The following is a 16,602-nucleotide window of genomic DNA, read 5'->3' as shown; positions in this document are numbered from 1 at the left end:
AAGGATCAGCCCTTTTTGCCAATCCTGGGTTCTGTTCCCTCGTGCAGACGCTGGATATTCGGCCAATGGCGGACATAGATCACGATCGCCAATGCCACCGCCAGAAAGAAGGCGCTGCCGTATCCCATCAAGAACAACCAAAGCGGCGTCAGCCCTGCCGCCATCAGCGCGGACAATGATGAATAGCGCAGAACGGCGGCTGAAACGGCCCATGTGGCGCAGGCGGCCAGGCCGATGGGCCAATGAATTGCCAAAAGGATGCCAAGGAACGTCGCAACGCCCTTGCCGCCCCTGAAGCGCAGATAAACCGGAAAGCAATGCCCCAGAAACGCAAAGAGACCGGCGACTTGCGCCGCGTCTTCGCCCAGAGCCGCACGCGCGGCAAGAACCGCGATGCCGCCTTTGCCTGCGTCCAGAACAAGGGTCAGAAACGCGGCGGTTTTGTTACCGGTTCGCAGGACATTGGTCGCGCCGATATTGCCTGAACCGATCGCGCGAAGATCCCCCAGCCCAAAGATCCGCGCCATGACAATGCCAAAGGGCACCGACCCCAGAAGGTAGGCAAGCAGGGCCACCAGACCCAGCAGAAGCGGGCTATGTTCGATAAGCGGCATCAGTTCTCTCCGAATACTTGGGTGCCGCCAACAAAGGTGGCCATAACGCGGCCCTGCATCCGTTGGCCGTCGAATGGCGTGTTCTTTGATTTCGACAGCAGCGTGCTGCGGTCCATGACGAAGGGTGCGTCGGGATCGAACAGCACCAGATCGGCGGGTGCGCCGACGGTCAGGCGGCCAGTGTCCAGCCCCAGCCGCTTTGACGGGTTCAGCGACAAGGCGCGGAACAGCGTCGGCAGGTCCAGCGCGCCCGCATGATAAAGGCGCATCGCGGCGGGCAGCAGGGTTTCCAATGCGACGGCACCGGATGCGGCCTCTTCGAATGGCAGGCGCTTGCTTTCCTCGTCCTGCGGCGTGTGCATGGAACTGATGATGTCGATCAGCCCGCTTGCCACGGCCTCGACCATTGCCACGCGGTCCTCTTCCGAGCGCAGCGGCGGTTTCACCTTGAAGAACGTGCGGTAATCGCCCACGTCGTATTCGTTCAGTGTCAGGTGGTGGATGCTGACCCCGGCGGTCACATCCAGCCCGTTCTTTTTCGCCCGTTCCAGCGCGGGCAAGGCGCGGGCGGTGGTGATCTGGTCGGCGTGGTATCTGGCGCCGGTCATTTCGACCAGTGTCATGTCGCGGTCCAGCCCCATGCGTTCGGCCATGGGCGTCACGGCGGGCAGCCCCTTGAGCGAGGCGAATTTGCCAGAGGTGCAGGCCGCGCCGTCAGACAGGCTGGGGTCCTGTGGATGTGCGATGACCAATGCGCCAAGGCTGCGTGCATAGGTCAGGCAGCGGCTGAAAACCTTGGTGTTTTGCACGACATGGTCGCAATCGGTAAACGCAACGGCACCCGCGTCCAGCAGGAACCCGATTTCTGTCATCTCGTGCCCGTTACGGCCTTTGGTTAGGGCGGCCATGGGGCGAATGCGCACCGGCGATGCCTCTTGTGCGCGGCGGGTGACGAATTCCAATGTTTCGGGGCTGTCGATGGCGGGCGTTGTATCGGGTCGGGTGACCATCGTGGTCACACCGCCTGCCGCCGCAGCCAGGCCCGCCGAGCGGAAGGATTCCTTGTGCCGCTCGCCCGGTTCGCAAATCTTGACGCCGATATCAACGATGCCGGGGGCAAGGCATTTCCCGTTGCAGTCGATAACAGTGGCACCTTTGGGCACAGCGATTTCACCGATTGCCGCGATCTTGCCATCCGCGATCAGCAGCGCACCTGTGCTTTCGCCATGTTCGGGGTCGATCAGCCGTGCGTTTGTCAGAAGGATTTTCATACCATCACCCCTGTCGCGCGCGCGCCGCGTTCGGCCTTCAGATTGCGGGCCAGCAAATCCATTGCCGCCATGCGGACGGCGACGCCCATTTCCACCTGTTCCTGTATGACGCTGCGGTTGATGTCGTCGGCAAGGGTGCCGTCGATCTCGACCCCGCGGTTCATCGGGCCGGGGTGCATGACAATCGCGTCATCCTTGGCAAAGGCCAGCTTTTCGGTGTCCAGACCATATCGGTGGTAATATTCGCGCTCTGACGGGATGAAACCACCATCCATTCGTTCTTTTTGAAGCCGCAGCATCATGACCACATCGACACCGTCCAGCCCTTTGCGCATGTCATCGTAAACCTCGACGCCAAAGTGCTCGATGCCGGTTGGCATCAGGGTGGGTGGCCCGATCAGGCGAATGCGGTTTTCCATTTTACCCAGCAGCAGGATATTCGACCGCGCCACGCGGGAATGGGCGATATCGCCGCAAATCGCAATGTTCAGGCGGTGCAGGCGGCCTTTGGCGCGGCGGATCGTCAGCGCATCCAGCAACGCCTGCGTCGGGTGTTCATGCTTGCCGTCGCCCGCGTTCAGCACGGCGCAATTCACCTTTTCCGCCAGCAGGTTCACCGCCCCCGAATGCGGGTGCCGCACGACCAGAAGGTCGGGGTGCATCGCGTTCAATGTCAGCGCCGTATCAATCAGGGTCTCGCCCTTTTTGATGCTGGACGCCTGCATCGACATATTCATCACATCCGCCCCAAGACGCTTGCCCGCGATTTCAAAGCTGGCCTGCGTGCGGGTGGAATTCTCGAAGAACATGTTGATCTGGGTCAGCCCCTGCAACACGTTGGATCGCTTGATCGAACGGCGGTTCAGGTCGACATATGTGTCAGCGAGATCCAGCAGAGTGACGATTTCTTCGGGGCGAAGATGCTCTATCCCCAAAAGATGTTTTGCGCGGAACGACATAGGGCCCCCTTGGATTTTCTTGCTTATAGCAAAGGTGGCGGCGCCATCAACGTTGTTTTCGGTTCCGCGTGTGACAGGTGCCCCTGCGATGCAATCGCCATTTACGTTGGCCCGTTGTGGCCCTACCTTTGGCGGATGGAGTCGCACATGGATTTTTACGCTGCAAAAGCGGCTTTGGACTGGCTGATCGAGCTGGGCGCAGACGAGGCGATCTGCGACGCGCCGGTCAACCGGTACGAAGCGGTTGCAACCCTGCCAAAGCCCGCAGTTCTGCAGGCGGGTGCCGAACCTGCGCCAAAGGCGGCGGCGGCCGGTGCGCCCATTGCCGTGCCCGATGTCGACTGGGTCGCCGTTGCCGCGCAGGCGGCTGCGTCGGCGCAGGATCTTGACGGGCTAAGGGCAGCGATGGCCGCGTTCGAGGGATGCGAGTTGAAGCGCGGTGCGCGCAATCTGGTGTTCGCCGACGGTAACCCGAAGGCGCGCGTCATGGTAATCGGCGAGGCGCCAGGCCGCGAGGAGGATCTGGAGGGTAAACCCTTTGTCGGGCAGGCCGGGCATATGCTGGACAAGATGTTCGCGGCAATCGGGCTTGGGCGGAGTTTGGAAGATGCGGCCTCGATCTATGTCACCAATGTCATGCCGTGGCGCCCCCCCCAGAACCGAGAGCCGAAGCCGCAGGAAATAGCGATGATGTTGCCGTTCCTGAAGCGGCATGTAGAGCTTGTGAACCCGGATGTGGTTGTTCTGATGGGTAATATTTCCTGTCAGGCGGTGCTGGGGGAAAAGGGGATCACCCGTTTGCGCGGCGCATGGACCAAGGCGTTCGACACGCCCGCCCTGCCGATGTTTCACCCCGCCTATCTGGTGCGGTCGCCGGAATTCAAACGCGAGGCATGGCATGACCTTTTGATGGTGCAGGCCAAATTAAGGGAAACGGAATGAGCCGGATTGACGAAAGCAAAGAATTCCTGCCGGTGCGCATCGCGGTTCTGACGGTATCGGACACGCGCACTTTGGACGAGGATAAATCCGGTCAGACGCTTGTCGACCGGATCACCGGCGCGGGGCATATCCTTGCCGACCGGATGATCCTGCGCGACGAGCGGGCCGAGATCGCGGATCAGTTGCGTCGTTGGTGTGGCGACCCCGGGATCGACGTTGTGATCTCGACGGGGGGGACGGGGCTGACGGGGCGGGATGTGACCGTCGAGGCGCACCGCGATGTCTACGAAAAAGAGATGGATGCGTTCGGGACGGTGTTCACCATCGTGTCCATGCAAAAAATCGGAACCTCTGCCGTGCAAAGCCGTGCAACAGGCGGCGTGGCCAACGGCACCTATCTGTTCGCGTTGCCGGGCAGTCCGGGTGCTTGCCGTGACGCATGGGATGATATCTTGTCGCTGCAACTGGATTACCGGCACCGACCTTGCAACTTTGTCGAAATATTTCCCCGTCTGGACGAGCATAAGCGACGGAAATAGGCGCCGGGCGCGTAACAGGGTTGTGTTGTGGCCGTTTCCTGTTGTCAGGCTAGGTTTACTGTCAGAAGATTCATGTCGATGAAATAACAAGAAGGATCGCAGATGCGGTTTTTGCGGCGCTCGCTTGTCGGGCTGTTTTTGATGTCGCTGACCTTTGGTCTGCTCGCCTGGGCGGGACAGTCTGTCTATTCCGCACTGGACGCGCGTTGGTCGAAAGAGCAAACCGCCCGCCCTGCGCGGGAGCGGGTGTTTTCGGTCAATGTGGTCACCATGACCCCGACAGAGGTCACCCCGGTTCTGACCGCCTTTGGCGAAGTGCTGAGCCGTCGCACATTGGACATACGGGCGACGGCGGCGGGGCGGATTGTGGCCCTTGCCGACGGGTTCGAAAATGGCGGCACCGTTCAGCAGGGGCAGTTGCTGTTGCGCATTGATCCCGCTGATGCCCAATCCGCGCTGGATACGGCACAGGCTGATTTGCAGGAGGCCGAGGCCGAATTGCGTGATGCGGTCCGGGGGTTGGAGCTGGCAAAAGACGAAACCGCCTTGGCGATGGCGCAGGCCGATTTACGGGTGCAGGCGCTGGACCGTCAGAAGGCCCTGCAAACCCGCGGTGTCGGCACGGATGCGACCGTTGAAACCGCGGCCCTTGCCGCCGCTGCCGCGAACCAATCCGTGCTGTCGCGCCGGCAGGCCGAGGCGCAGGCCGAGGCGCGTCTGGATCAGGCAAACACCGGATTGGACCGGCGCAGAATTGCGCTGGCAGAGGCGAAACGCAGGCTGGCCGACACAGAGATTTTCGCAGGGTTCACCGGAACATTGGGGGAAGTGGCGGTTGTCGAAGGCGGTATCGTCACAGCAAACGAACGCGTTGCCCAACTGATCGCGCCAGATCTGCTCGAGGTCTCGTTCCGGATTTCAACCTCGCAATATGCGCGGTTGCTGGACGCGAATGGCGCATTGATCCGGGCAGAAATAGAGGTGGCTCTGGACGTGCTGGGGGCCGACCTGACCAGCAAGGGTGTCATATCGCGCGAGAGCGCGGCTGTTGGAACGGGCCAGACCGGACGTCTGATTTTTGCACGTCTTGATGGGCCCAAAGGGTTCCGGCCCGGCGATTTCGTGACGGTGCGTATAAACGAGCCCAAGCTGGAAGATGTTGTCGTTCTGCCCGCAAGTGCTGTGGATACCGACGCAACCGTGCTTGTTGTCGGGGACGATGACCGTCTGTCTGTCGCACAGGTTGCCGTGATCCGGCGTCAGGCCGACAGCATTATCGTGCGCGCGGCTGACTTGACGGGTCAGCGCGTGGTGGCAGAGCGATCGCCGCTACTGGGGGCGGGGATCAAGGTGCGGGCCATCGTGCCAGAGGCGGCCGTTGCACCCGAAGCACCCGCAATGCTGCAATTGAGTACAGAGCGGCGGGCCAGACTGGTCGCCTTTGTCGAGGCGAACACCCAGATGCCGAAAGAGGCGAAGGACCGCGTTCTGGCGCAATTGGCCAAGGACATGGTGCCGCTCAAGACAATCGAGCGGATTGAATCGCGGATGGGGGGCTAACCCATGGCGCGCGAGGTTCCCCCGGCGGCGCAGGGCTTGCTGTCCTATTTTACCCGGCACAGCACGGCGGCGAACCTGCTTTTGGTGATCCTGATTGCGGCGGGGCTTTTGGCGTTCCCGCGGATGCGCGCGCAATATTTTCCCGATGTGGTGATCGACAATATCACCGTGTCCGTCGCTTGGAAGGGCGCGGGCGCCGAGGATGTCGACACCGCGATCGCACAGCTGATGGAGCCGGCTCTTTTGGGGGTTGAAGGCGTCGAAAGCTCCAGCAGCCGGTCAAGCGAGGGCAGTGCGCGGATTACGCTGGAGTTCGAACCGGGCTGGGACATGGCGCGCGCGGCGACCGATGTGCAGACCGTTGTCGATGCCATTTCCAACTTGCCCGAGGACGCCGAAGACGCCAACGTCCGGCGCGGCAACTGGCGCGACCGTGTGACCGATGTGGTCATTACCGGACCCGTTGGCGTGGATCAGCTGGGGCGGTTTGCCGATGAATTCGTGACGCGGCTTTTTGCGGCGGGTGTCACAAGGACGACCATTCGCGGGGTGGCGTCGCCCGAGACGATCATCGAAGTTCCCTCTGCCGCGTTGATAAAGAACGACATCAGCATGGCAGAGATTTCTGCCGCCATCGCCGAACAGGCGGCGGCCGATCCCGCCGGTGATCTGGGCGGTGGTGCGGCCCGCGTGCGGACAGGCATCGCCAAGCGCAGCGCCAGCGACATTGCCGGCATCGTTCTGCGATCCAATGCGGATGGATCGACACTGACCGTGGGCGAACTGGCACGTATCCAGATCATGGGGGTCGACCGGGACGCGGCCTATTTCGTCGGGACCGATCCGGCGATTTCCATACGGGTTGACCGGTCTGACAAGGGGGATGCGATTGACATTCAGCGGCAGGTCGAAACGGTCGCGCGGGATTTGCTGGAAACGCTGCCCGCAGGGGTTCGCGTCGATCTGATCCGCACCCGTGCCGAACAGATCACCGGCCGCCTGAATATCCTGTTGGACAACGGGCTAATGGGGCTTGGTCTGGTGGTTATGCTGCTGTTTTTGTTCCTGAATGCGCGGATTGCGTTCTGGGTCGCCGCAGGTATTCCCGTGGCCATGCTGACCGCGATTGCGATCATGTATCTGGCGGGGCTGACGCTGAACATGATCTCTTTGTTCGCGCTGATCATCACGCTTGGCATCGTCGTGGATGATGCGATCGTGGTGGGCGAACATGCCGATTTCCGGTTCAGGCGGCTAAAAGAAGGCGCTGTGCAGGCCGCCGAAAACGCGGCGCGGCGCATGGCGGCCCCTGTGTTTTCCTCGACCATAACGACCGTGATCGCCTTTTTCGGTCTGGTCGCGGTTGGCGGGCGGTTCGGCAGCCTGATCGCGGATATTCCGTTCACCGTGATCGTGGTGCTGATCGCGTCGTTGGTCGAATGTTTTTTGATCCTGCCGAACCATCTGTCACACGCGTTGACCCATTCGACCAAAGAACATTGGTATGACTGGCCAAGCCGTCAGGTGAACAAGGGCTTTGGCTGGTTCCGGGACGGGGTGTTCCGCAAGGTGATGGCGGTGATCGTGCGGGCGCGCTATCCGGTTTTCGCAGCCGCGATCCTGCTGCTCGCGATGCAGGTGTCGGCCTTTATCAGCGGCGATGTCCAGTGGCGGTTCTTCAACTCGCCAGAGGAAAGCTCTGTCTCGGGGAACTTCTCGATGGCACCGGGGGCCACCCGCGCCGATACTCTGGCGATGATGCACGAGATGCAGCGGGCAACCGAGGCGCTGGGGGCGAGATACGAGGCAGAGTATGGCGTCAATCCGTTGGTCTATGTGCTGGCGCAGGTTGGCGGCAACACCGGGCGCGCGCTGGCAAGCGCCGAGAACAAGGACGCCGAATTGCTGGGGTCTATCGCGGTCGAGTTGATCGAGGCCGATCTGCGCCCCTATTCATCATCAACCTTTGTGTCCGATCTGCAAGAGAGTGTGGTCAACCATCCCCTGGCCGAGGAGGTCAGTTTCCGGGGGTTCAGGTCCGGCCCCGGCGGCGATGCGCTGAACGTTGAGTTTTACGGGGCAGACGCCGAAACGCTGAAAGCCGCCGCCGAGGCGTTGAAAACGGCCATGGCGCAATTCGGCGAGGTTTCGGGGCTGGAGGACAGTCTGGCCTACGATAAATCGGAACTGATTCTGGACCTGACGCAACAGGGACAGGCGCTTGGGTTTACCATCGACGGGCTGGGCCGTGTTTTGCGGAACCGTCTTAGCGGGATCGAGGCAGCCACCTATCCCGATGGCGCAAGATCTGCCGCGATCCGCGTTGAACTGCCAAAGGACGAACTGACGGCGGACTTTCTTGACCGGACAATGATGCGGACGACGGCGGGCCAATATGTGCCGCTTGCCGATATCGTGACGGTCGAAACGCGATCCGGGTTTTCAACGGTGCAACGGGAAAACGGTCTGCGGCTTGTCTCTGTCACCGGCGATGTGTCCGAGGACGATCCCGCCCGCGCGACAGAGATCATGACCCGGCTGGAGCAGGTGATCCTGCCGGACATCGCCAGCAATTTTGGCGTTGCCTATAAATTGGCCGGACTGTCAGAGCAGGAGAACGCGTTCCTGACCGACGCCTCCCTTGGCTTCGGTCTGTGCCTGATCGGAATTTACCTGACGCTGGCATGGATTTTCTCCAGCTGGACGCGGCCCGTTGTGGTCATGGCGATTATCCCGTTCGGGTTGGTCGGCACCGTTTATGGCCATATGGCCTGGGATATTCCGGTATCGCTGTTTTCCGTTGTGGGCATGATCGGGATGACGGGCATTATCATCAACGACTCTATCGTTCTGGTGGGCACAATCGACGAATACGCGCAGGATCGCGGGATGATTCCGGCGATTATCGACGGTGTATCAGACCGTTTGCGCCCTGTTCTGCTAACGACGTTGACCACCGTTCTTGGTCTGGCGCCGTTGTTGTACGAAACCTCGTCGCAGGCGCAGTTCCTCAAGCCGACCGTCGTGACCCTGGTTTACGGCCTTGGGTTCGGCATGGTGCTGGTGCTGTTGGTGGTTCCGGCGCTTTTGGCGATGCAGGGCGATGTTGCCAAACAGGTTGTCTCTGCCCGCCGTGCGTTCGGCGCGCCAAAACGGGGGCGGGTTGTCGGTTTGTCCGCCATGGGTCTTGGCCTTGGGGTGGCGGCGGTTTTTGCCGCAACGCTGGGGCATGCGATTGTCTATGCGTCATTGCCCGCATTCTTGTCGGTGTTGGTTCCGGGCTTGGCTGCGGCGCCGGTCATGCCGGTCGCCTTTGGGCTGTTCGTTGTGGGAACCGCGATCCTGGCGCTTGTCAGCTACGGTGTCGGGGCGATGATAACCCGCGCGACGCGCCCGCCGGTTTAGCCCGCCGGACAGCCGCGAATATCCACGGCCCGCGTTTTACCAAGAACCGTGATCCGCAGATCAGAGCGGTTGAGCAGGAACGGCCCCGACGCCGAGGGCACGACATCTGTGGTTGCCGTAAGGTGTCGACCTGCCCGCGTCGTCTTGGCCTCGTCGATCCAGACCTGTTGGCCTGCAAGCTCGAATACCGCGATTTCTTCGCCATCAAGGGCGGGCATGTCGATTGTCGCGGTGACCCGCATACCATCCGAAATGGGGGAAACGGCGCAGGTGGCAGAGGTCACGCCGCCTGCCTTGGCGTTTGCGGGGGCAAGCTTTAGCGCGCCAAGGATCGCGGGATCGGTGGTGGTTTGGTCCGCAGGCAGTTCGGCTGTGACATGAACCGTAACCGGAACGCAGATATCATCGCACACGCCCATGTCGATTTCGCCGCTGACGGAGATCGGTTGCCCTTTTGTCGCGGGCGACAGCTCTATCGGGATGATGACCGCGTCATGATAACCGATGCTGAGCATTCCGTTGAGATGAAACGCGTCGGGGCGCGGCCAGTGAAGGTCCACATTGGCCAGATTGGTGGACCCGGACCAGTTGAACCGCGGGGGAATGCCCCCGTCGCCGGGCGCCCGCCAATAGGTTTTCCAGCCATCCGCCAACCGCACCTCGATCGCGGCCATATGGGTGCCGCGGTCCGTGCGCCAGCCGTTCAGGATACGCACCGAAACGACGTCATCAATGACCAGAACGCCGGACTTGGCCAGTGCGGGTGCATGGCTAGCCAAAAACAGGGACGCGGCAAGGGCGCAGGATGTGATAAACTTTGTGTTCATTGCGCCGACAATAGGCACAGCTTCGCCAATGAGAAATCACATTTGGGCGACATCTGTGACAACTCTTGTTTCTTCCCCTTGCGTCTTGCGCCTCTCCTTGGTCTTGTTGACCGCATGAGCACAAAGACAGAAACCGGCGATTTCTCTGGAAAGCTGTTGATCGCCATGCCTGGCATGGGGGATCAGCGGTTTGAGCACAGCGTGATCTATATGTGCGCCCATTCGCCTGAAGGCGGGATGGGGTTGATCATCAACAAGCCATCGCTTGACCTGAAATTCGAAGATTTGTTGAAACAGCTGAAGATTCCCGCTGGTGACGGGGCAAAAGGAACGCAAATATACTTTGGTGGTCCCGTCGAACACGGCAGGGGATTTGTGCTGCATACCTCTGATTATGCCGCCAATCGGTCGACGATGAAGGTGGATGACCGGTTCGGGATGACCGCAACACTGGATATTCTGCAGGATATCGCACGCGGGGCCGGGCCTGAGTCGTCCTTGATGGCGCTGGGATACAGTGGTTGGGGCCCCGGGCAGCTAGAGGGTGAAATCCAGCGCAACGGCTGGCTGACCTGTGACGCCAGTCCCGAAATCGTTTTTGCCAGGGATAGCGGGTCCAAGTGGGGCGCGGCGCTGAAATCTCTGGGGGTCGATCCGCTGACGCTTTCGCCTTCGGCGGGCCATGCCTAAGGGCAGGGTCTGGGGGCCGCTGCGCGTCGCAGTCTGTCGTTGATCGCACGGCCAAGGCCGGTCTCGGGAATGGGCGAAACCGCGATGGTGTCCGCGTTCAGCGCATCCAGCCGGTGAAGGTGGCCGAACAGGTTCGCCGCCGCCTCTACCAGATCACCCGCAGGCGATAGGTTCAGGTCCGCACCTTCGCAGGGGCCAAAGCCAAGCAGAACCTCGCCCTTTTCTTTTCCCGACGCATTCAGGCGCACCTTGGCACCCGGCGCGTAATGCGAGGCAAGCTGTCCCGGGGCATTGGGTTTCGGGCCGTCACCGCCGCGCTGCAATGTATGGCCAAGGCAGGCCTCTATCGCCTCTGCCGGAACGCCACCGGCGCGCAACAGCGTCGGCGCGCCATCCAGCCCGATGATTGTGGATTCCAGCCCCACCGCACAATCGCCGCCATCAACGATGGCATCGATGCGCCCCGTCAGGCCTGCTGCGACATGCGCGGCGCTGGTCGGGCTGATCTTGCCGGAAAGGTTGGCCGAAGGAGCTGCGACCGGACCGCCGAACGCGGTCAACACCGCCTGAGCGACCCTATGGGCCGGCACGCGGATGGCGACCGTCGACAGATCGGCGGTGACAAGCGGCGATAGCCCGTGGCCCTGTTTCAACGGCAGGACAAGGGTCAATGGTCCGGGCCAGAATGCGGCGGCAAGCCGTTCGGCTGTGTCGGTGAACTGTGCGAATTGTCTGGCGGCGCCGAGGGTTGGCAGGTGAATGATCAGCGGATTGAACCTTGGCCGCCCCTTGGCGTCAAAGATCCGCGCGACCGCCAGATCGTTGCGTGCATCGCCGCCAAGGCCGTAAACAGTTTCGGTCGGAAAGGCGACAAGCCCGCCATCCGACAGGATCTGTGCGGCTTTTTCGATGTCCGTGGGCGCGGTGCCCAAGGCAAGTGTTTGCAAGCTTTGCATTTCTGACGCTGCGTTCCTGTTGAAGGGGCGGGCCTATTGACTAGGTTGGGGTCATATTAAAATGACATACCCGCGCCTTGGTCCGCTGCCAAGCCGCGTTTGAGGGAGGCAAAAATGCCATATCGCGCTCCGATCAATGATTTTCAGTTTATTTTCGACCATATTGTCGGTCTCGACCAAGTTGTTGCAACCGAACTTTTCGCAGATGCGACCAATGATTTACGCGATGCGATTCTGTTCGAGGCGGGCAAGCTGTGTGAAGAGGTCCTTGCCCCCCTGCAACGCAGCGGCGATTTGTATCCCGCCGTGCTGGAAAATGGCGTTGTGCGCACGTCGCCGGGTTTTGACGGGGGCTATGCCGCGATTGCCGAAGGCGGATGGATCGGAATGAGCGCGGATGCCACCCATGGCGGCATGGGCCTGCCCATCGCGCTGACCACCGCGGTGAACGAGATGATGTCGTCGGCCTGCCTGTCGTTGCAGCTGAACCCGCTGATGACGCAGGGCCAGATAGAGGCACTGGAACATCACGCAAGTGACGAGATCAAAGAGCTATACATCCCGAAACTGATTTCCGGCGAATGGTGCGGAACGATGAACCTGACCGAACCGCAGGCGGGATCGGATGTGGGCGCGTTGCGGACCAAGGCAGAGCCGAACGGCGACGGAACCTACGCGATCACCGGTCAAAAGATTTACATCAGCTGGGCCGACAACGACTTTACCGACAATGTCTGCCATCTGGTGCTGGCCCGCCTGCCCGACGGGGCGGACGGCACCAAGGGGATCAGCCTGTTCATGGTGCCAAAGCGGTTGCCGGACGCCGATGGCAACGCCGGTGTCGCCAATACGCTGAAGGTTGTCAGCCTGGAGCACAAGATGGGGCTGCACGGGTCTCCGACGGCGGTGATGCAATATGACGGTGCGAAAGGCTGGCTGATCGGCGCGCCCCATGCGGGGATGAAGGCGATGTTCACAATGATGAACAACGCGCGGCTTGGGGTCGGGGTGCAGGGGATCGGTGCGGCAGAAGGGGCGTATCAACACGCGCTTGCCTACGCGATGGACCGCAAGCAAGGCAAAACACCTGTTGCGGGGGCGGGCAGCATTGCCGACCACGCCGATGTGCGGCGCATGCTGGCCACGATGAAGTCCGAGATTTTCGCGGCGCGGTCCATTGCGCTGTCTTGTGCGGTTGCCATTGATATGGCCCGTGCGACGGGCGACGCCGATTGGCACGCCCGCGCCGCGTTTTTGACGCCGATTTCCAAGGCATACGGAACCGATGTCGGCGTGGATGTGGCCAATACCGGGGTGCAGGTGCATGGCGGCATGGGCTTCATCGAGGAAACGGGCGCATCGCAATATCTGCGCGATGTGCGGGTCACCGCGATTTACGAAGGCACCAACGGCATTCAGGCGATGGACCTTGTCGCGCGCAAGCTGATGGATGGGGGTGAAGCCGCCTACCGTATTCTGGAAGAGATCGAGGCGGGGGCAGAGGCGGCGCGCGGCCAGTTCCCGAATATGGCAACGGCGGTATGGTCGGCGGCCGAAACCCTGCGCGAAACCACCGAGTGGCTGGTGGCGCAAAGCGATCTGAACAACCGCTTCGCGGGGGCGGTTCCCTATTTGCGGGCCTATGCCCGTGTGTTGGGCGCGCATGCCCATCTGATGGCGGCCAAAGCCGAAGGTGGCACAGGGCCGCGCACCAATCTTGCGCGGTTCTTTATCAAGCGTCTTCTGCCGGAACACGCCGCCCTTTTGACCCATGTCCGCGAGGGCGCGGCAGAGCTTTACGCCGTAACGCTTGACGATCTGATGTCATGAAAGACACGGCAACCGGCATTAGATATCCGTTCGAGACGCCCCCCGCCGAGGGCGAAGCGATCGAAGTCGCAGAAGGCGTTCTTTGGATGCGCCTGCCGCTGCCGATGAAGCTGGACCATGTCAACGTCTACGCGCTGGACGAAGGCGATAGCTGGACGGTGATCGACACGGGTTTCAATGCGGCCAGAACCCGTGCGATCTGGGAGGCACTTTTGGCGGGGCCTTTGGGGGGTAAGCCCGTATCGCGTGTTGTCGTGACGCACCACCACCCTGACCACATGGGTTTGGCGGGATGGTTCCAGTCGATCCACGGGGCCGATCTGTGGACCACGCGAACGGCTTGGCTGTTTTCGCGGATGCTGACGTTGGACACGCAAGATACCCCCGCAGAGGAGACGCTGGCGTTTTGGCGGGCCAGCGGCATGGATGCCGGGATTTATGCGAAACGTGAAACGGAACGACCATTCAATTTTGCAGATGTGGTTTACGAAATGCCGCTCGGGTTCCGGCGTATCCGGCAGGATGACGTGATCAGGATGGGCGGGCGCGATTGGGATGTGCATATCGGCAACGGCCATTCGCCGGAACACGCGACATTCTGGTCGCGCGATGACAACTTGGTCATTGCGGGCGATCAGATCCTTCCCTCCATTTCGCCCAATATCGGCGTTTATGCGACCGAGCCGGAGGCAGACCCCGTCGCCGACTGGTTGGAGGCCTGCGAGAGGTTAGCCCCCTTGGCCAGAGAGGATCATCTGGTTCTGGGCGGTCATAAATTGCCCTTTACCGGCTTGCCGACCCGCATGCGGCAGTTGATCGACAATCACCACGGCGCCTTGGCGCGGCTGCTGGAACATCTGGCGCATCCCGCCACGGGCGGCGAATGTTTCCCGCCGCTGTTCAAGCGTCCGATCGGCGAGGCAGAATACGGTCTGGCCCTTGTCGAGGCCGTGGCGCATCTGTCCCATCTTTTTCAATCCGGTGTCGTGACACGCAAAATGCGACCCGATGGCGCGTGGGAATGGCAGGCAAAGGCGTAGAAACCACATTTCGGCAAAAAAGGACGGCCCTGCGCCATTCTGACCCCGTCTCTAGGTCGTGACAGCCCTGCCGGAATCGTTTATCCCACAGAGGAACGCTATTGATAAGGAATGGACCGATGGCAGAATACAAGCACGGCTCGATGGATACCACGACGCAGGAAAAGACCTTTGAGGGGTTCATCAGCATGACGACAAAAGCTGTCGTCATCATCATTGCGACCCTGATTTTCATGGCGATCTTCAACAGCTGATCAAAGCGGGCGTCATAGATTCCCGTTTTTCCTGTTCTGAACCCCCTGTCGGGAGCTTTTATATGCGCCGTATTCTGCTGGCTTTCTGCCTGCCCGTCTTTATGGCAGCGTGCACGGCAGAGTCCGTCTGGGCCCCCGATGTCGAAGTCCGGCAAGCGATGTATCGCGATAGCGGCCCGACAGCCCTGACTCTGTTCACCGTGATCAACAACCGCAGCAAGCAGGGCGCGCATTCGGCGCTGATGGTCAGCGGCTCCCAGCGGGTGCTGTTCGACCCTGCCGGAAGTTTCAAACACAGAACCTTCCCCGAGCGGAACGACGTCATCTACGGGATGTCGCCGCGCGTTCTGAATTACTATATCGACTATCACGCCCGCGAAACCTTTCACGTGGTGATCGACACGATTGAGGTCTCTCCCGAGGTGGCAGAGATGGCGCTGCAAAGCGTTCAAAGCTATGGCGCGGTCGGACAAGCGCAATGCGCCAACAGCATTTCTTCGATCCTGCGTAAACTGCCGGGCTTCGAGTCGGTCGGGGGCACATTCTATCCCAAAAAGCTGGCGGCGGAATTTGCTACGTTACCGGGTGTGACCACCCGCACCGTTTACGACAATGATGCCGACAACAATAAGGCCAAGCTGGCAGGCGAGCTTTAACCGAACCTATCCCAGCAGATACATCAAAGAATATAGCGTCACCGCACCGCCAAAAATTGCGGCCAATGTGTTCTTGGCCAGCATCCCGACCAGCAGCGTCATGCAGGCGGCGGCAAGGCGCGGTGCGTCCAGTGCGCCATCGGTTGCGGCGGGCCAAAGCACCAGGGGCGCGACAAGCCCGGGCATGATCGCGACCGGCGTGTAACGCAAATGACGCAGCACCCATTCCGGCAATTTGCGGTTCCCAATCATCCCCAGAAATGAAAACCGGATCAGGAATGTGCCGATGCCCATCGCAATGATGATGGTCCATATCTCGAAGCTGCTAAGGGTCAAGCTGTGCGCCTTTTCATCATGACTTCGACCTGCGCACCAACAGCCATCGCAACAGCGGCGGCAACCAGCAGGCCAATATTATACGGCAGAAATGCCAACCCCAACGCAATCACGATAGAGGTCAGCGCTGCGGCGATATGTGCGAGCGTCCGCATCATCGGTGCGATGATCGCAAGGAATGTGATAGGCACCGCGAAATCCAGCGCGAATTCAGGCGGAATCTGCGTGCCCGCAACCGCCCCGACGAAGGTCAGTGCATACCACATCGGGCAGATCAGCGTGACGACCCCGAACAGATAGGCCACCTTTTCGGGCAGGGGCATATCGGGCTGACGCTCGTATCTGACGGTGGTCACGGCAAAGGTCTGATCCACCAGAAAATAAGACATCAAGGCCCGCTGCCAGATCGGGGCCGCCCCCAGATAGGGCGTCAATGCGGCAGAATACATCGCCATGCGCATATTGACCGCCAGCGCGGTTGCCAGCACGATCAAGGTCGGCGCATTGTCGACCATCAACTGGATCGCGGCAAACTGCGATGCGCCCGCGATGACAAGGATACTGAACCCCATCACCTGCGTCAGGTTCAGGCCAGCCTCTGTTGCGACCACCCCGAACAGCAGCGCAAAGGGGGCCACGACCAAAAGAAACGGCGATCCATCGCGGACACCCTGCCAATATGCGGTTTTCGGGGTGGAGGATGCCATGGCAAGTTCCTAATGT

Annotated in this window: 16 protein-coding genes; 9 read left to right on the top strand and 7 right to left on the bottom strand. The window is 60.9% G+C overall.

Annotated features, from left to right (window positions below; all coding sequences use genetic code 11):
* Window positions 1-5: 5 nt before the first annotated feature.
* The 3 genes from plsY to ACEN2R_RS07550 are packed head-to-tail and all read right to left on the bottom strand — an operon-like array spanning window position 6 to window position 2,844.
* Window positions 6-614 carry a glycerol-3-phosphate 1-O-acyltransferase PlsY gene (gene plsY, locus ACEN2R_RS07560; RefSeq protein WP_442040814.1) on the bottom strand — a complete coding sequence of 203 codons (609 nt, stop codon included), beginning with the start codon at window positions 612-614 and terminating at the stop codon, window positions 6-8.
* Complete coding sequence (gene pyrC / locus ACEN2R_RS07555) at window positions 614-1,885, bottom strand: dihydroorotase (protein ID WP_442040812.1); 1,272 nt, start codon at window positions 1,883-1,885, stop codon at window positions 614-616. The genes plsY and pyrC overlap by 1 nt, the downstream gene beginning before the upstream one ends.
* The gene (locus ACEN2R_RS07550) at window positions 1,882-2,844 is read right to left on the bottom strand and encodes an aspartate carbamoyltransferase catalytic subunit (protein ID WP_442040810.1); all 963 of its coding nucleotides are present in this window, start codon (window positions 2,842-2,844) and stop codon (window positions 1,882-1,884) included. Before ACEN2R_RS07550 ends, pyrC begins: the two co-directional genes overlap by 4 nt.
* Window positions 2,845-2,979: 135 nt before the next feature.
* Between ACEN2R_RS07550 and ACEN2R_RS07545 the strand changes: the two genes are divergently transcribed.
* The 4 genes from ACEN2R_RS07545 (at window position 2,980) to ACEN2R_RS07530 (ending at window position 9,290) form a co-directional block, all read left to right on the top strand.
* A complete protein-coding gene (locus tag ACEN2R_RS07545; protein WP_442040866.1) occupies window positions 2,980-3,786 on the top strand; it encodes a uracil-DNA glycosylase in 807 nt (268 codons plus the stop codon).
* Window positions 3,783-4,325: a molybdenum cofactor biosynthesis protein B gene (gene moaB, locus ACEN2R_RS07540; RefSeq protein ID WP_442040808.1), complete on the top strand. Its 543-nt coding sequence runs from the start codon at window positions 3,783-3,785 to the stop codon at window positions 4,323-4,325. The genes ACEN2R_RS07545 and moaB overlap by 4 nt, the downstream gene beginning before the upstream one ends.
* 102 nt (window positions 4,326-4,427) lie before the next feature.
* On the top strand, window positions 4,428-5,885 hold the full coding sequence (locus ACEN2R_RS07535) for an efflux RND transporter periplasmic adaptor subunit (RefSeq protein ID WP_442040806.1): 1,458 nt from the start codon (window positions 4,428-4,430) through the stop codon (window positions 5,883-5,885).
* A gap of 3 nt (window positions 5,886-5,888) precedes the next feature.
* Window positions 5,889-9,290: an efflux RND transporter permease subunit gene (locus tag ACEN2R_RS07530; protein ID WP_442040804.1), complete on the top strand. Its 3,402-nt coding sequence runs from the start codon at window positions 5,889-5,891 to the stop codon at window positions 9,288-9,290.
* Here ACEN2R_RS07530 and ACEN2R_RS07525 read toward each other — a convergent pair.
* Window positions 9,287-10,117 carry a protein-disulfide reductase DsbD domain-containing protein gene (locus ACEN2R_RS07525; RefSeq protein ID WP_442040802.1) on the bottom strand — a complete coding sequence of 277 codons (831 nt, stop codon included), beginning with the start codon at window positions 10,115-10,117 and terminating at the stop codon, window positions 9,287-9,289. The genes ACEN2R_RS07530 and ACEN2R_RS07525 overlap by 4 nt on opposite strands.
* Window positions 10,118-10,231: 114 nt before the next feature.
* Here ACEN2R_RS07525 and ACEN2R_RS07520 point away from each other — a divergent pair, with 114 nt between their 5' ends.
* The gene (locus ACEN2R_RS07520; protein ID WP_442040800.1) at window positions 10,232-10,807 is read left to right on the top strand and encodes a YqgE/AlgH family protein; all 576 of its coding nucleotides are present in this window, start codon (window positions 10,232-10,234) and stop codon (window positions 10,805-10,807) included.
* Here ACEN2R_RS07520 and ACEN2R_RS07515 read toward each other — a convergent pair.
* A complete protein-coding gene (locus tag ACEN2R_RS07515; protein ID WP_442040798.1) occupies window positions 10,804-11,763 on the bottom strand; it encodes an L-threonylcarbamoyladenylate synthase in 960 nt (319 codons plus the stop codon). The genes ACEN2R_RS07520 and ACEN2R_RS07515 overlap by 4 nt on opposite strands.
* A gap of 114 nt (window positions 11,764-11,877) precedes the next feature.
* Here ACEN2R_RS07515 and ACEN2R_RS07510 point away from each other — a divergent pair, with 114 nt between their 5' ends.
* The 4 genes from ACEN2R_RS07510 (at window position 11,878) to ACEN2R_RS07495 (ending at window position 15,543) form a co-directional block, all read left to right on the top strand.
* Window positions 11,878-13,593, top strand: a complete 1,716-nt coding sequence (locus tag ACEN2R_RS07510; protein ID WP_442040796.1) for an acyl-CoA dehydrogenase — start codon at window positions 11,878-11,880, stop codon at window positions 13,591-13,593.
* Complete coding sequence (locus ACEN2R_RS07505; protein ID WP_442040794.1) at window positions 13,590-14,633, top strand: MBL fold metallo-hydrolase; 1,044 nt, start codon at window positions 13,590-13,592, stop codon at window positions 14,631-14,633. The genes ACEN2R_RS07510 and ACEN2R_RS07505 overlap by 4 nt, the downstream gene beginning before the upstream one ends.
* A 119-nt stretch (window positions 14,634-14,752) precedes the next feature.
* The gene (locus ACEN2R_RS07500) at window positions 14,753-14,887 is read left to right on the top strand and encodes an aa3-type cytochrome c oxidase subunit IV (RefSeq protein ID WP_442040792.1); all 135 of its coding nucleotides are present in this window, start codon (window positions 14,753-14,755) and stop codon (window positions 14,885-14,887) included.
* Window positions 14,888-14,949: 62 nt separating this feature from the next.
* Entirely contained in the window at window positions 14,950-15,543 is a 594-nt protein-coding gene (locus tag ACEN2R_RS07495) for a hypothetical protein (RefSeq protein ID WP_442040790.1), read from the top strand.
* A gap of 6 nt (window positions 15,544-15,549) precedes the next feature.
* Here ACEN2R_RS07495 and ACEN2R_RS07490 read toward each other — a convergent pair whose 3' ends face one another.
* Window positions 15,550-15,879: an AzlD domain-containing protein gene (locus ACEN2R_RS07490; protein WP_442040788.1), complete on the bottom strand. Its 330-nt coding sequence runs from the start codon at window positions 15,877-15,879 to the stop codon at window positions 15,550-15,552.
* Window positions 15,876-16,586 carry an AzlC family ABC transporter permease gene (locus tag ACEN2R_RS07485; protein ID WP_442040786.1) on the bottom strand — a complete coding sequence of 237 codons (711 nt, stop codon included), beginning with the start codon at window positions 16,584-16,586 and terminating at the stop codon, window positions 15,876-15,878. The genes ACEN2R_RS07490 and ACEN2R_RS07485 overlap by 4 nt, the downstream gene beginning before the upstream one ends.
* Window positions 16,587-16,602: the final 16 nt, after the last annotated feature.

The sequence above is a fragment of the Pseudogemmobacter sp. W21_MBD1_M6 genome (assembly GCF_052119585.1).
Classification (GTDB): Bacteria; Pseudomonadota; Alphaproteobacteria; order Rhodobacterales; family Rhodobacteraceae; genus JBGQOJ01.
Note: the sequence above shows the minus strand (reverse complement) of the source record. Positions and strands in the feature narration are given on the sequence as shown.